The sequence below is a fragment of the Streptomyces sp. MMCC 100 genome (assembly GCF_041538145.2).
Taxonomy (GTDB): domain Bacteria; phylum Actinomycetota; class Actinomycetes; order Streptomycetales; family Streptomycetaceae; genus Streptomyces.
This window is the reverse complement of the sequence record NZ_JBGORK020000001.1, coordinates 1,037,020-1,051,703: the sequence shown is the minus strand read 5'-3', so window position 1 is coordinate 1,051,703 and position 14,684 is coordinate 1,037,020. Positions and strand designations below refer to the sequence as shown.

General features: G+C 70.6%; 11 protein-coding genes. 3 read left to right on the top strand and 8 right to left on the bottom strand.

Annotated features, from left to right (window positions below; all coding sequences use genetic code 11):
• Nucleotides 1-324: 324 nt before the first annotated feature.
• From ABS735_RS04850 to ABS735_RS04840, 3 genes are read left to right on the top strand one after another with little or no spacing between them, the layout of a single operon-like run.
• Nucleotides 325-1,869 (top strand): CDP-glycerol glycerophosphotransferase family protein, encoded by a 1,545-nt coding sequence (locus tag ABS735_RS04850; RefSeq protein ID WP_373900149.1) that lies wholly within the window; start codon nucleotides 325-327, stop codon nucleotides 1,867-1,869.
• 2 nt (nucleotides 1,870-1,871) lie between these two features.
• Nucleotides 1,872-2,588 carry an IspD/TarI family cytidylyltransferase gene (locus tag ABS735_RS04845; RefSeq protein ID WP_373900148.1) on the top strand — a complete coding sequence of 239 codons (717 nt, stop codon included), beginning with the start codon at nucleotides 1,872-1,874 and terminating at the stop codon, nucleotides 2,586-2,588.
• Nucleotides 2,585-3,658, top strand: a complete 1,074-nt coding sequence (locus ABS735_RS04840; protein ID WP_373900147.1) for an NAD-dependent epimerase/dehydratase family protein — start codon at nucleotides 2,585-2,587, stop codon at nucleotides 3,656-3,658. Before ABS735_RS04845 ends, ABS735_RS04840 begins: the two co-directional genes overlap by 4 nt.
• A gap of 138 nt (nucleotides 3,659-3,796) precedes the next feature.
• On the opposite strand, the gene ABS735_RS04835 is transcribed toward ABS735_RS04840, so the two are convergent.
• From ABS735_RS04835 to ABS735_RS04800, 8 genes are all read right to left on the bottom strand, one after another.
• Nucleotides 3,797-4,618 (bottom strand): acyltransferase, encoded by an 822-nt coding sequence (locus tag ABS735_RS04835; RefSeq protein WP_373900146.1) that lies wholly within the window; start codon nucleotides 4,616-4,618, stop codon nucleotides 3,797-3,799.
• Nucleotides 4,619-4,899: 281 nt separating this feature from the next.
• A complete protein-coding gene (obgE, locus tag ABS735_RS04830) occupies nucleotides 4,900-6,336 on the bottom strand; it encodes a GTPase ObgE (protein WP_373900145.1) in 1,437 nt (478 codons plus the stop codon).
• 110 nt (nucleotides 6,337-6,446) lie between these two features.
• On the bottom strand, nucleotides 6,447-6,701 hold the full coding sequence (gene rpmA / locus ABS735_RS04825) for a 50S ribosomal protein L27 (protein ID WP_003976205.1): 255 nt from the start codon (nucleotides 6,699-6,701) through the stop codon (nucleotides 6,447-6,449).
• Nucleotides 6,702-6,715: 14 nt separating this feature from the next.
• Complete coding sequence (gene rplU / locus ABS735_RS04820) at nucleotides 6,716-7,036, bottom strand: 50S ribosomal protein L21 (RefSeq protein WP_007449531.1); 321 nt, start codon at nucleotides 7,034-7,036, stop codon at nucleotides 6,716-6,718.
• A gap of 212 nt (nucleotides 7,037-7,248) precedes the next feature.
• A complete protein-coding gene (locus tag ABS735_RS04815; RefSeq protein WP_373900144.1) occupies nucleotides 7,249-8,310 on the bottom strand; it encodes an iron-containing alcohol dehydrogenase family protein in 1,062 nt (353 codons plus the stop codon).
• 132 nt (nucleotides 8,311-8,442) lie between these two features.
• Complete coding sequence (locus tag ABS735_RS04810) at nucleotides 8,443-12,459, bottom strand: Rne/Rng family ribonuclease (RefSeq protein WP_373900143.1); 4,017 nt, start codon at nucleotides 12,457-12,459, stop codon at nucleotides 8,443-8,445.
• 272 nt (nucleotides 12,460-12,731) lie between these two features.
• Nucleotides 12,732-13,508, bottom strand: coding sequence for a TIGR03936 family radical SAM-associated protein (locus ABS735_RS04805; RefSeq protein ID WP_373900142.1), 777 nt, complete (start codon nucleotides 13,506-13,508; stop codon nucleotides 12,732-12,734).
• Between the two features lie 48 nt (nucleotides 13,509-13,556).
• Entirely contained in the window at nucleotides 13,557-14,681 is a 1,125-nt protein-coding gene (locus ABS735_RS04800) for a hypothetical protein (protein WP_373900141.1), read from the bottom strand.
• Nucleotides 14,682-14,684 lie beyond the last annotated feature (3 nt).

The window sequence follows — 14,684 nt, the reverse complement described above, 5'->3', positions numbered from 1 at the left end:
GGCCGGACTTCACCGACGATCCGGGGGTCAGCACGGCCCGGGGCAGCCCAGTCAATACGCTATGCTCCCTCAGTCGCCCAACCTGGCGCGGGCAGGCTCCGGACCCGGCGCGCAGGCCTCACGACTACGCGACGGTTCACGGACGGAAGGACAACGATGGCACGTTGCTCAATAGCGGCGATTAACTGGGAGCGTGTACACCTTTCTCTCACCGCGGTCGTCTCGGGTTTCAGTGGAGATCCTAGTACTCTCCGTTTCCTGATCGTCGACGGTGAGCGCGAATTCCCGGTGAACTCTCGGCAAATAGATGCCGAACAACACCGTTTGGATATCAACGTCACCAACTTCGAGAACCGTCGCCATGTTCCCAACGGCACTTGGCGAATCGTTCCGGTGGCCGGCGACGAGCGGCTGCCGGCCGCCGACTTCGATCTCACGGCCGTGGACCGCCTCGACGTCGACTCCCGAAGCTTCCTCTACGACCGCAACCGCACCGTGTACGTCATCAACTTCGGCATCTCGGACGACGACGAGCACCCCGAGTTCCTCATGCGGACCTATCAGCTGTTCCGCAGCGCCGGGGGAGGCAAGAAGGGCAAGAAGGGTCCGAAGAAGCCGCTCGGCACCCGAATAGGCCTGCGAATACTGCCGCGAGCCAGGCGCCGCAAGCTGGCCAACCGCGTCTACTCGCTCTCACGTCGCCTGAACCCGCCGCGCGGCAACCGGATCCTGTTCGCCTCCGAGATGCGCACCGCCCTCGGCGGCAACCTGGTACGCGTTCACGACCGGATGATCGAGCGGGGTCTCGACAAGAAGTACTCGCTCCGCTACTCGTTCCGAATACCGAGCACGGCCAACAAGTGGAGCACGCTCCGCCTCATCTACCTGCTCGCAACGTCGGACGTCGTTCTGATGGACGACTACTTCGGTCTCCTCGCGCAGTTGGGCATCTCCCCCAAGACCAAGATCATCCAGCTCTGGCATGCCGGAAGCGGATTCAAGTCCGTCGGCTACAGCCGGTTCGGACGGTACGGCTCGCCGAAGCTGACCAACGCCCACCGCAAGTACACGTACGTGATCACCGGCTCCCAGCACCTTGTACCGGTGTACGCCGAAGCCTTCGGCATCGAGGAGTCGGCCGTCGTGCCGACCGGTCTGCCGCGAATAGACACGTTTCTCGACAAGGAGCACTCCCGCAAGGTCGTCGACGACTTCTTCGTCGACAACCCCAAGCTCAAGGGCAAGAAGGTCGTGCTGTTCGCGCCGACCTTCCGCGGGAAGAGCATCGGCGACGCGCACTACGACTACAACCGCATCGACTTCGAAAGGCTTTACGAGGCCTGCGGTGACAAGTACGTCGTGCTCTTCCGGATGCACCACTTCATCACGGAACCCGTGCCGATTCCCGAGGAATACTCCGACCGGTTGCTGGACTTCGCGTCGTTCCCGGACACCAACGACCTGCTGCACGTCACCGACGTGCTCATCACGGACTACTCGTCGATCATTTACGAGTACACGCTGCTCGACAGGCCGATCCTGTTCTACGCGTACGACAAGGACACCTACTCGGTGATCCGCGGATTCCACCGCGACTACGACTCCGTGGCGCCCGGCAAGATCTGCGTGACCTTCGACGACTTGCTCAAGGCCCTGCAGAACGAGGACTTCGACCTCTCGAAGGTCGAGGAGTTCCGGCGCGAGAACTTCGACTTCGTCGACACCAACTCGGCGGACCGGGTCATCGACTGGCTCGTGGTCGGCGATCCCCATGACAGAGATACGAGCGGCGATCACCGGTGGCTCGATCTCACCCCGGACGACACGGCGGTGGGCGACCAACCGCTCAGCGACCAGTCGGAGGTATAACCGTGAACATCGCGTTGCTTTTCGCCGGTGGAATCGGCTCACGCATGAACTCCCGCGCTCTGCCGAAGCAGTTCCTGGAGATCCACGGCAAGCCGATCATCATCCACACCCTCGAGCACTTCGAGGCGCACCCCGATGTCGACGCCATCGCCATCGCCATCCTTCCCGAGTACCGCGAGCACATGACGAAGCTGCTCAAGCGGTATGAGATCGAGAAGGTCCGCTGGGTGGTCGACGGCGGCAAGACCGGGCAGGAGTCGCGGCACAACGCGCTCAAGGCGGTCGCCGCGGAGTGCCCCGAGGACAGCATCGTCCTCATCCATGACGGTGTACGGCCGCTGATCGACGCGAAGCTGATCAGCGCCAACATCGAGACCGTCAAGGAGCACGGCTCCGCCATCACCTGCACCAAGTTCAACGAGACCGTGGTGGCGAGCGAGCACGAGCACATCGACGATGTGATCCCACGCGACCACATCTACGCCGCGCAGGCCCCACAGAGCTTCCGGCTCGACGAGATCCTCTCGATGTACGACCGGGCGGTCTCCGAGGGCGAGCACGACAGCATCGACTCCTGCTCGCTCATGCACCGGTACGGGCACAAGCTCTACCGGGTGGTCGGCCCCCGCTCGAACATAAAGATCACGACGTCCGAGGACTTCTACCTGTGCCGGACGTTCTTCGAGATCATCGAGAACCAGCAGATCGTAGGTGCGTGAGCTCAGTGACCACCGTCTCCAGCCCGGTCGTGAAGCACGACCTTGACGAGATCCTCGGCCGCGACCTGCCGTGGAGTGAGCTGTCCGGCCGCTCCGTGCTGGTCACCGGCGCGAGTGGCATGCTGCCGTCGTACGCCGTCTACACCCTCCTCGCGCTCAACGACCGGCACGGGCTGGGCATCACCGTGCACGGTCTGGTGCGCAACGAGGAGAAGGCCAGGCGTCTGCTCGCGGACGTGCTCGACCGCCCCGACTTCCACCTCGTCGTCCAGGACGTGTCGGCTCCGCTCGAGCTGGACGGCCCCGTCGACTACGTGATCCACGGGGCGAGCGCCGCGCGGCCCGCCCTGCACGGCAGCCAGCCCGTCATGACGATCAAGGCCAATCTGCTGGGCAGCTTCAACCTGCTCGACCTGTGTGTGGCGAAGGGCAGCCGTGGGTTCGTCCTGATGTCCTCGGCCGAGGTCTACGGAGCCCAGCCTCCGGAGACCGAGCTCATCGACGAGCGCAGCTACGGCGGCTTCGACATCCTCAACCCGAGGGCCTGCTACGCCGAGGGCAAGCGCGCAGCGGAGACGATCTGCGCCAGCTACCAGGCTCAGTACGGCATCGACTGCCGTGTCGTCAGGTTCGGGCACATCTACGGCCCGGGAATGGCGCTCGACGACGGCCGCGTGCAGGCCGACTTCGCGGCCAACGTGGTGGCCGGCAAGGACATCGTGCTCAACAGCGACGGTTCCGGCGTGCGGACCTACACGTACGTGGCCGACGCCATCGCGGGGATGTTCTACACGCTGCTCCGCGGTGATGAGGTGGCCTACAACGTCGCGGACCCGGACGGCCTCGTCTCCATCCGACGGCTGGCCGAGCTGTTCACCGAGGTGCGCCCCGAGCGCGGGTTGCAGCTGCGATTCACCAACGAGTCCGACGCGCGCTCCTACAGCCTGACCAAGAAGCAGGGCCTGGACAGCGCACGGCTGTCAGCTCTGGGCTGGCAGCCGGCGGTCGCTCTGCCGACGGGGCTGAACCGGATGGTGACCCATCTGGAGTCGGTCGCCGGGGCGCTCTGACAGTCGCTCCAGCATCCGGGTACCGCTCGACAGCAGATCGCCTCGGCACGGACTTTCCAGTCCGTGCCGAGGCGATCTGCTGTCGAGGCGATGTCTTCCGCCACCCGCCAGGTGCGACTTTCGCGGATGGCGGTCGCGTCAGCCCTTGCGCGAGGGCAGCATCTTCCGGCCCAGCCGTCGTACCGGGGCCGGGAGACACCGGGCCAGTCGCCGCCACAGCGCCACCTTGGGCCGCGACCGCACCACGGGCTTGTCCGGTGTCGCCGACTCGTCGGTAAGGTTCCAGTACTTGGGGGACTTCTCGCCCTTGCGCGGATACTGCTCGTTCGGGCGGCGCCCGACGACCTCGGGGCGCTCCCAGGCGATGTTCCGCCGCACCACCCGCGCCGGAGCTCCGACCGCGACGCAGTTGTTCGGAATGTTCGAGGTGACGATGGAGCGGAAGCCGATCACCGAGCCATTTCCGATGGTGACGCCACCCATCACGACCGCGTGCTTCGCGATCCAGACGTGCTCGCCCACGACGATCGCCTGGGACGGGTTCGCACGCTTCTCGGTGCGCACGTCGAAGATCGGGTGGGTGTCGTCGCCACGCACCTCGATGTTCTTGGCGAACATCACGTCGGCACCGATCGACACCGACACACCTTCGACGGCGGATATGAAGGTGCGGCCGGCGCAGCCCACGTTCTCGCCTATCCGGATTTGGGACTCGTGCCCGCAGCGCAGTTCGAAGCGGAGACCCGCCCGCTTTTTCGTGGTCGGACCGATCTCGATCCTTCCATTGTCTCCCGTGAAGGTGATGAGCAGATCCTTGATGTCCGCCTGGGGACTGATGACGAGCGTGTTGTTCGACCCCTTGAACCGGATATCGATCTTGGTCTCACGGATCTCTCCGTCGTAGACGATCTCGTTCCCCTGATCGTCCTTGTAACGCTCGAGCTTAAGCAGTTGCAGCATCGTCTCTGAGGGTGTGTCCCCGGCCGGTTCGGGCCGGACGGGCCAGTCCCTCGCACCTCCATTCCGGCCTGCGAGTTCGCGTTTAAGCTATCAGATCACTCCATTGCCCAACGTTCACCAGAACGCCGCGATCGCCGATCACGACATCGATTGCCGGAGCGAAAGCATTCACTGCAAAAAGGATGAGGATCTCCGGCCACGTGCGAATTGCGGCATATAGGCCGCATGGCAGAAAAGCCGTCATGCCCTACCACGACAAAACGACGCGCCGTGACCAGCTCCTAGAACGGCTCGAAGCCGTCGAACTCCTGCTGGGCCTCGTCCCGTTCGGCCTCGCGGTCCCGGCGGCGCTGCGCGGCGGGGCGGGGTTCCTCGAAACGGTGGTCCTCACCGCGGCGGCCGAGCATCTCGGCACCGGCCGACATCGACGGCTCCCAGTCGAAGACGACCGCGTTGTCCTCGGGGCCGATGGCGACGCCGTCGCCGCCGCGGGCGCCCGCCTTCACCAACCGCTCCTCGACACCGAGGCGGTTGAGCCGGTCGGCGAGGTAGCCGACGGCCTCGTCGTTGTTGAAGTCGGTCTGGCGCACCCAGCGTTCGGGCTTCTCGCCGCGCACCCGGAACAGGCCGTCCTCCTCGCGGGTGACGGTGAAGCCGGCGTCGTCCACGGCCTTGGGCCGGATGACGATCCGCGTCGCCTCCTCCTTGGGGCGGGCGGCACGCGCCTTGGCGACCAGTTCGGCCAGCGCGAAGGACAGCTCCTTGAGACCCATGTGGGCCACGGCCGACACCTCGAAGACCCGGTAGCCGCGCGCCTCCAGCTCCGGCCGGACCATCTCGGCGAGGTCCTTGCCGTCGGGCACGTCGATCTTGTTGAGGACGACGATCCGGGGCCGGTTGTCCAGGCCGCCGTACTCGCGCAGCTCGGCCTCGATGATGTCCAGGTCGGAGAGCGGGTCGCGCTCGGACTCCAGCGTCGCCGTGTCCAGGACGTGCACCAGCACGCTGCACCGCTCCACGTGCCGCAGGAACTCCAGGCCGAGGCCCTTGCCCTGGCTGGCGCCCGGGATGAGGCCGGGGACGTCGGCGACGGTGTACACGGTCGATCCGGCCGTCACCACGCCCAGGTTCGGGACGAGCGTCGTGAAGGGATAGTCGGCGATCTTCGGCTTGGCCGCGCTCAGCACGGAGATCAGCGAGGACTTGCCGGCGCTCGGGTAGCCGACCAGCGCCACGTCGGCGACGGTCTTCAGCTCCAGGTGGATGTCCTGGAGGTCGCCGGGCTCGCCGAGCAGCGCGAAGCCGGGAGCCTTGCGGCGCGCGGACGCCAGCGCCGCGTTGCCGAGGCCGCCCCGGCCGCCCTGCGCGGCGACGTAGGAGGTGCCGTGGCCGACCAGGTCGGCGAGCACGTTGCCCGCCTTGTCGAGGACCACGGTGCCGTCGGGCACGGGCAGCACCAGGTCCTGGCCGTCCTTGCCGGAGCGGTTGCCGCCCTCGCCGGGCTTGCCGTTGGTGGCCTTGCGGTGCGGGGAGTGGTGGTAGTCGAGGAGCGTGGTCACCGACTGGTCCACGGTGAGGATCACGTCGCCGCCCCGGCCGCCGTTGCCGCCGTCCGGGCCGCCGAGCGGCTTGAACTTCTCACGGTGGACGGAGGCACAGCCGTGGCCTCCGCTACCCGCGGCGACGTGCAGTTCGACGCGGTCCACGAAGGTGGTCATGGGATGTGCCTCCAGTTACTGCTTACTACGAGAGTGTCTCTTGGGTAACACGCGAAAGGCGGACCCGCTTCCCGTGGGGGAAGTGAGGCCCGCCTCGCGAAAGTGTCCGGTCAGGCGACCGGGACGATGTTCACGACCTTGCGGCCACGGTGGGTGCCGAACTGCACCGCACCGGCCTGCAGGGCGAACAGCGTGTCGTCGCCGCCACGGCCGACGCCGGCGCCCGGGTGGAAGTGGGTGCCACGCTGGCGGACCAGGATCTCACCCGCGTTGACGGCCTGACCGCCGAAGCGCTTCACGCCGAGCCGCTGGGCATTCGAGTCGCGACCGTTCCGGGTGGACGATGCGCCCTTCTTGTGTGCCATGTCTCCTCAGTCCCTTACTTCGCAGCCGCGGGGATCTCAGTGACCTTGATCGCCGTGTACTGCTGGCGGTGGCCCTGACGACGGCGGTAGCCGGTCTTGTTCTTGTAGCGCAGAATGTCGATCTTCTGGCCCTTGTGGTGGTCCACGACCTCGGCCTGGACCTTGATGCCGGCCAGCACCCACGGGTCGCTGGTCACAGCGTCGCCGTCGACGACGAGCAGGGTCGAGAGCTCGACCGTGTCGCCGACCTGGGCGGTGGAAATCTTGTCAACCTCAACGATGTCGCCGACAGCAACCTTGTGCTGGCGACCACCGCTGCGCACGATGGCGTACACGCGGATCTCACTCTCTCGCTCTGGAACGGCACCCCCGCAGTCCAGCCACCCGGTGACACACGGGTAGCCTCTCCCGGCCGGAGCCCGCGAGGGCGCACACCCGGAAGGAAAGAGGTTTACGGGGATGTGACGCGTCAGTCGACACGCCGACGGTCAAGATTACGGGGCCGCACGACAGGGGTCAAACCGGGCCCCGCGCCGCATGCGACGCCTCAGCCGCCGACCGCGGCGACGTACTCGGCGTACGCCTCGCCCGCCCGCGCGGGCGACAGGCCGAGGTGCTCCAGGATCGTGTACCGGCCGGGCCGGGTCTGCGGCGCGAACTCCACGGCCCGCACGAACTCCTCGTCGCCGAACCCGATCTCCCGGGCCACCACGGGCAGCCCGTGCCGGCGCAGCGTGTCCGCCATCAGCAGGGAGCCCTCCCGGTCGCCGCGCAGGTAGGTCGCGAAGGCCGCGCCGATGCCCACCTGCTCGCCGTGGCTGGCCGCGCGCCCGGGGAACAGCAGGTCGAGGGCGTGGCTGATCTCGTGGCAGGCACCGGACGAGGGACGGGTGTGCCCGGCGATGGTCATGGCGATGCCGGACAGCACCAGGCCCTCGGTCAGCACGGTCAGGAACCCGTCGTCGCCGCAGCCCCCGGGGTGGCGCAGCACGGCCTCGCCGGCCTGCCGGGCGAGGGCGGCGGCGAGGCCGTCGACCTTCTCGCCGTTCACCCGGTGGGCCAGCTCCCAGTCGGCCACCGCGGAGACGTTGGAGACGGCGTCTCCGATGCCGGAGCGCACGAAGCGGATCGGCGCCTCGCGGATCACCGCGAGGTCGACGACGAGCGCGATGGGCGTCGGGACGCCGTACGAACCGCGGCCCGCGTCGTTGTCGAGGATCGAGACCGGCGAGCAGATGCCGTCGTGGGACAGGTTGGTGGCCACCGCGACCATGGGCAGCCCCACCCGGGCCGCGGCGAACTTGGCGCAGTCGATGACCTTGCCGCCGCCGAGACCGACGACCGCGTCGTAGCGCCCCGACTTCATGCCGTCGGCCAGCCGCACCGCGTCGTCGATCGTGCCGCCGCCGACCTCGAACCAGTCGGCGCCGGGCAGGGACGGCTCCAGCCGCCTGCGCAGCCGCGCCCCCGAGCCGTCGGAGATCGCCACGGCCAGCTTCCCGGACTGCGAGATCCGCTGGTCCGCGAGGACGCTCGCCAGGTCGTCCAGGGCGCCCGGCCTCACGTCCACGACGAGCGGCGAGGGGATGAGCCTCGTCAGTACCGGCACGTGATCTCCTCTCCTCGCCGGGGCGCCCCGGCTGTCGTTGATGATGCGCCCGAGGGCGGCCGGGGAAACGTGCGGCCCCGTCCGAACGGAATCCGAACGGACGGGGCCACACGTTTTGCGACAGGTGCCGGATCAGCCCTCGTCGGTGGCTGCCGTGACCGACGACGGTGCCTGCTGGGCGGCCGCCGCGGTCTTCTTCGACGCCGTCTTCTTGGCGGTCGTCTTCTTGGCGGTCGTCGTCTTGGCCGCCTTCTTCGCCGTGGCCTTCTTGGCGGTCGTCGTCTTCTTGGCCGCGGTCTTCTTGGTGGCGGCCTTCTTCGCCGTCGCCTTCTTGGCCGTCTTGCGGGCCGCCGCCTTCTTGGCCGGGGCCGCCTCCTCGGCGCCCTCCGCCTCCGAAGCGTCGCCCGGCTGTCCGGCCGGCTCCTCCGCCGCGGCCGACGGGACGACCACGACGGCCGCCTCCTCGGACGCGGTGGACGTGGTGGGCTTGCGCACCGCGCGGCGCCGCGGGCGGGCCGGGGCCGCGCTCTCGGCCGCCTCGGCGGCGGCCGGGGCCTGCGGTGCCTGCTCGGGCTCGGGCTGCTCGGACACCGTGGACGTGGTCTCCGGGACCGTCAGTACGGCGGCCTCGGCCCCCTCGGGCGAACCGGCCGGTGCGGACACCTTCCGGGTGGCCCGACGGCGGGTACGGCCCTTGGGCGCGGCCTCCTCCGACGCGGGCGCCGGGGACTCGACCGGAGCCGGGGCGCCGGAGACCGCGTCCTCGACGGCGGCGGGCTCGGCCAGCACCTCGGCGGCGGGCTCGCGCCGCACGGGACGCTCGACCTCCTCCTTCGCCGTGACGTCCTGCGCCGTCGGCACCTCGGCGGGCGCGGCCTCGGCCTTCGCCTCCTCGGTCTTCGCCGCCTCGCCCTTCGCGGCCCTGGGCGCACCCGCCGGAGCGGACGCCCGACGGCTCGCGCGACGCCGGCCGCGACCGCGCGTGGCGGCGGCCTCGGCCTCGGCGGCGCTGCTGTACAGCTCCTCGTCCGCGCTGAAGTCGGGCGCCGGGAGGGCGACCGGCTCGGCCACCTCGGCGGCCACCTCGGCCTCGGACTCGGTGTCCGCCTCCTGCTCCGGCGTCGGACCGGTCTCGACCCCGGCGACGGCCTCGTGCTCGTGCGGCTGGTCGGCCCCGGCCCGCGCCCGCTTGCGACGCTTGCCACCGCCGCCGCCACCGGCCGCGGACGGCTGGTCGAGGTGGACGATGACACCGCGGCCGTTGCAGTGGACGCAGGTCTCCGAGAACGACTCCAGCAGGCCCTGGCCGACCCGCTTGCGGGTCATCTGGACCAGGCCCAGCGAGGTCACCTCGGCGACCTGGTGCTTGGTCCGGTCCCGGCCCAGGCACTCCAGCAGGCGCCGCAGCACCAGGTCCCGGTTGGACTCGAGGACCATGTCGATGAAGTCGATGACGATGATGCCCCCGAGGTCGCGCAGCCTGAGCTGGCGCACGATCTCCTCGGCCGCCTCCAGGTTGTTCCTGGTGACCGTCTCCTCGAGGTTGCCGCCCTGACCGGTGAACTTGCCGGTGTTGACGTCGACGACGACCATCGCCTCGGTCCGGTCGATCACCAGCGAACCGCCGCTGGGCAGCCAGACCTTGCGGTCCAGCGCCTTGGCGAGCTGCTCGTCGATCCGGTACGTGGCGAAGACGTCGACCTCGCTGGTCCACTTGGACAGCCGCTCGGCGAGGTCCGGCGCCACGTGGGACACGTAGCCGTGGATGGTCTGCCAGGCGTCGTCGCCGCTGACGACGACCTTGGAGAAGTCCTCGTTGAAGATGTCGCGCACGACCCGGACGGTCATGTCCGGCTCGCCGTACAGCAGCGTGGGCGCGCTGGAGCTGCCGCCCTTGGCCTTCTTCTGGATGTCCTCCCACTGCGCCTGGAGCCGCTCGACGTCGCGGCGCAGCTCGTCCTCGCTGGCGCCCTCGGCGGCGGTGCGCACGATGACGCCCGCGTCCTCGGGGACGATCTTCTTCAGGATCGTCTTCAGGCGGGAGCGCTCGGTGTCGGGCAGCTTGCGGCTGATGCCGGTCATCGAGCCCTCGGGCACGTAGACCAGGTACCGGCCGGGCAGCGAGACCTGGCTGGTCAGACGGGCACCCTTGTGGCCGATCGGGTCCTTGGTGACCTGCACCAGGACCGACTGACCGGACTTGAGGGCGGACTCGATGCGGCGCGGGCCGTTGGCCATGCCCAGCGCCTCGAAGTTGACCTCACCGGCGTACAGGACGGCGTTGCGGCCCTTGCCGATGTCGATGAAGGCGGCCTCCATCGACGGCAGCACGTTCTGCACCTTGCCGAGGTAGACGTTGCCGACGTACGAGGTGGCCTGCTCCTTGTTGACGTAGTGCTCGACGAGCACCCCGTCCTCCAGGACGCCGATCTGGGTGCGCTCGCCGTGCTGGCGGACGACCATGACGCGCTCGACGGCCTCGCGGCGGGCCAGGAACTCGGCCTCGGTGATGATCGGCACGCGCCGACGGCCCTGCTCGCGGCCCTCCCGGCGGCGCTGCTTCTTGGCCTCCAGACGGGTCGAGCCCTTGATGGACTGCACCTCGTCGGACGGCTCGCTCTTCTCCCGCGCCGGCCGCGGCTCGCGGACCTTGACGACGGTGCGCTCGGGGTCGTCGGCGGAGGAATCGACCTCGCCGGAGCCGTCCCCGGCCCGGCGGCGACGGCGACGGCGCCGACGGCTGCTGCTGGAACCACCGTTCTCGCCGGAGGCGTCCTCGCCTTCCTCGGCGTCCTCCTCCGCCTGCTCTGCGGTGTCCTCGGCGTCCTGGGCGGCCTGCTCGGCGGCGGTGTGCTCGACCTCGCCGTCCGTCAGGTCGCCGTCGGCGGCGTCACCCCGGCGACGGCGACGGCCGCCCCGGCGACGGCGACGGCGTGAGCCGGACTCCTCGTAGCCGTCGGCGTCGTCGTGGTCGTCGCCCGACCCGTCGGTCTCGGCCTCGGTCTCCGAGTCGGCCTTGGAGTCGGCGTCGGTCCCGGCCTCGGGCTCTTCCCGGGTGACGGCGGCGGTGGCCCGCTCCTCGGCGGCCTCCTCGGCGGCGGCACCCCGACGCTTGCGGCGGCGGCGCGAACCGGCGGGCTGCTCCTCCGGGGACTCCACGCTCTCCTCGACCGGCTTCGCCGGCTCGGCACCGGCCGCCTCCGCGGCGGCCTCGGCAGCGGCCCGCTCGGGCGTCTGGAACTGGGGCTCGGCGAACACGGGCGCCTGGAACACGGCGACCGCGGGACGCGACGGGCGCTTGGGCGCGTCCGCCTCGTCGGACGCCGCGGCGGCGGTCTGCGCCGGGGCGGCGAAACCGGAGGCGGCCTTACGGGTGGACCGGCGGCGCGCACGACGCGGAGCGGCGTCCTCGCCGGACTCGGCCGGCGTGGCGGAGGCGGCGGGGGCGGCGGGCTCCGTGGTCTTCGCGGGCTCGGGGGCCGCGGCGGCCTCGGGCTCGCCCGCTTCGGCGGCGGCCTCTACGGGCGCCTCGGCCGGGGCGGACACGCGGCGCGTGGCACGCCGACGGGTCCGGCCCTTGGGCGCGGCGCTCTCGGCCTCGGCCTGAGCCTCGGCCTGGGTTTCCTCCGCGGCGGGCGCCGGCGCCTCGACGGGCTCCGGGGCCTCGGCGGCGGCCGGCTCGGCGGCCGAGGTCACGCTGCGCGTGGCACGACGCCGGGTACGCCCCTTGGGCGCGGCGCTCTCGGTGGCCTCGGCGGTCCGGGCGGCCTCAGCGGTCTCGGCGGCCTCTTCGCCCTCTTCGGCCTGCGTCGGCGTCTCGGCGGCGGGGGCCGCGGGCACGACGGTCTCGGCCGCCTCCGCCGCCGCGGGAGTCCCGGCGGGCGCGGAGGCACGGCGTACGGCACGACGCCGCGGCCGGGCGGGGGCTGCGGGCTCCGGAGCCGGCTCGAGGGCCTCGGCCACCTCGGCGGGGGCCGCCTCGGCCGGCGCGACGGTCTCCGCCGGCGCCTCGGAGCCACCGGACGGCGGACCCGCCGGGCGGGACGCGGCCCTGCGCCGACGGCGCGGCGGCAGGGTGTCGCTGGGGGTGTTCGATTCGGAGTCCGTCGAAGTGGTCGACGACTCGGTGGGTTCGGTCGGTTCGAGCATGCGGGGGTTTCTCCCGTCAGGCTCCCGGGCGCCGCGCCTGGTCCGGCATCGACCATGTCGACCGCCGGTGACGTCCGCGGCTCGCGCGGTGCGCGGTCGCCGCCGTCCGGGGCGCGGGCGCCGCTCGGAAGCTCTCCGTGTCTTGTCTCGCCGGTTCCGTACCCCTTGTCGTGCACGGCCTGGCGAAAGTCTTGTGGTCGGTGCGCTGCCCGACCCAGGTGGCTCCCGAGTTCGAGGGCGGCGCTACGACGTCGTCCCTGGCGGAACCTTCCTTACGCCGGCGCCTTCGCGGCGGCGGAAGCGGCGGCCGGATGCGGCTCGGGCGCTTCTGCCTCGCGGTCGGGCGCGAGCGGGTCGGTCACCGCACCGGTCTCTTCATCGAACAGCCCCTGCGCCAGCCTGGTCACCGCTGCGGGGACCGGCGGCGCCAGGTCGGCCACGGCGCGAAGACCGGACAGGACGTCGTCGGGTCGTACGGCAGGCGTCACGTGCCGAACAACCAGCCGCAGTATCGCACAGGGCCGGTCGGTCGGCCTATCAGCCGGTGAATCGTGCGTGGTGACGCACTCGAGGTGCGCGACGGCGGAGCGGGTGTCGAAGGTTCGGACGCCGTTCTTCGTACGGCGCTGGACCTCCACCGCCGGGGCCGCGTTGAACGCCGCGACGGCGGCTTCGGCCTCGGCGGACTCCACACCGTCCAGCCGCAGCTCCCACACGGAGGCCGTCAGCCGGTCGGCGAGCCCGGAGGTCCGGGCCTCGACCGCGTCGACGATGTCGAGCCCGGCGGGCAGCGACTCGTCGAGGAGCAGCCTCAGCCGCTCCGGGTCCCGCGCTTCGGTGAGCGCGATCTCCAGATACTCCGCCTCACTGCCCGTGCCGGTGGGTGCGGCATTGGCGTACGACACCTTCGGGTGCGGGGTGAACCCCGCCGAGTACGCCATCGGCACCTCGGCGCGGCGCAGCGCACGCTCGAAGGCGCGCTGGAAGTCACGGTGGCTGGTGAACCGGAGGCGGCCGCGCTTGGTGTAGCGCAGTCGGATGCGCTGCACCGCGGGAACGGGCGGCGGGCCTACGGGCTGTCGCTTGCCCAGTGTCGTTCAGTCCTTCGTGAGAGCGGTCGTACTGCTACCAAGAGTACGTGCCTCCGCGGCGGATGGTTCCCGCCGGGCCACCGGCTGCCGCTCGGCGGGCGCACCGAACAGCATCCGGCGCACGTCGGCACGGGCCTGCCGTACGGAGAGCCGGGCCGAGGCCAGCGCCTGCCGGGCCGCCCGCCCCGCACTGCGCCCGGCCTCGGCGAGTGGCCGCAGAACGGTGTCCCGCACGGCATGCCCCACCGGCGTCAGCACACTCCGGTACACCCATCGCACCGGTTCCACCACGGTCCACCGCAGGAGGGCGCCGAGGAACCCCCCGACGGCGCGCGAGACGTGCCCGGCGATCCGCCAGGCGTGCCCGAGGGCGTCCACGACCTCCCGTCCGACGACGGCGAGGACCCGGCCGACCGGAGCGAGCACCCACCGCCACACGGCGAGGGCCGGCAGCACCAGCAGCACCCGAACGGTCCAGTACAGGACGAACCCGACACCGGTGACGACCAGCCCCACACCCCGCGCCACCTGCCTGCCGCACCACACCAGCCCCCTGCCGCACCAGGCGAGCACGTGCCCGACGGGGGTGAGCACCCAGGTGTAGAGCCACACCGCCGGCACGACGACCAGGTACCGCACGAGCCACGCCGCCGGCACGAGGACCAGATACCGCACGAGCCACGCCAGACCGGCGTACAACCCGCGCCCGATCGCCGCGAGCACCTCGCCCACCCGCGTGAAGAACCAGACGACCGCGTGCCCGACCGGCGTCAGCACCCACCGGTACAGCCACACCACCGGCACCACGAGCAGCACGTTCCCCAGCCACCCCACGCCCTTGGCGAGCGGCACGACGGCATACCGCCACAGCCCGACCAGCGGCCACACGAAGACGGCCCGCCCGAGCCACGCCAGCGCCCGTCCGACGGGACGCAGCACCGTGTCCCGCAGGAACCGCCCCGCGACGACCAGCGCGTCCCACACCATGCGCACCGGCACGACCAGCACCAGCACCACGATCCGCACCGGAATCCGGACCGCCACGGCAAGACACCCCTCGGCGTCCGACCGCCGCACCGGCTCCTCCCGCGGGCCCACGTCGGGCACCTTCTCCAAATCCACCATGCTCATGAG

Bases quoted from the DNA above. Each gene is read 5' to 3' on its own strand.
- rpmA (WP_003976205.1), bottom strand. From the start codon at position 6,701: ATGGCACACAAGAAGGGCGCATCGTCCACCCGGAACGGTCGCGACTCG.
- obgE (WP_373900145.1), bottom strand. From the start codon at position 6,336: ATGACCACCTTCGTGGACCGCGTCGAACTGCACGTCGCCGCGGGTAGC.
- ABS735_RS04800 (WP_373900141.1), bottom strand. From the start codon at position 14,681: ATGAGCATGGTGGATTTGGAGAAGGTGCCCGACGTGGGCCCGCGGGAG.
- ABS735_RS04810 (WP_373900143.1), bottom strand. From the start codon at position 12,459: ATGCTCGAACCGACCGAACCCACCGAGTCGTCGACCACTTCGACGGAC.
- ABS735_RS04835 (WP_373900146.1), bottom strand. From the start codon at position 4,618: ATGCTGCAACTGCTTAAGCTCGAGCGTTACAAGGACGATCAGGGGAAC.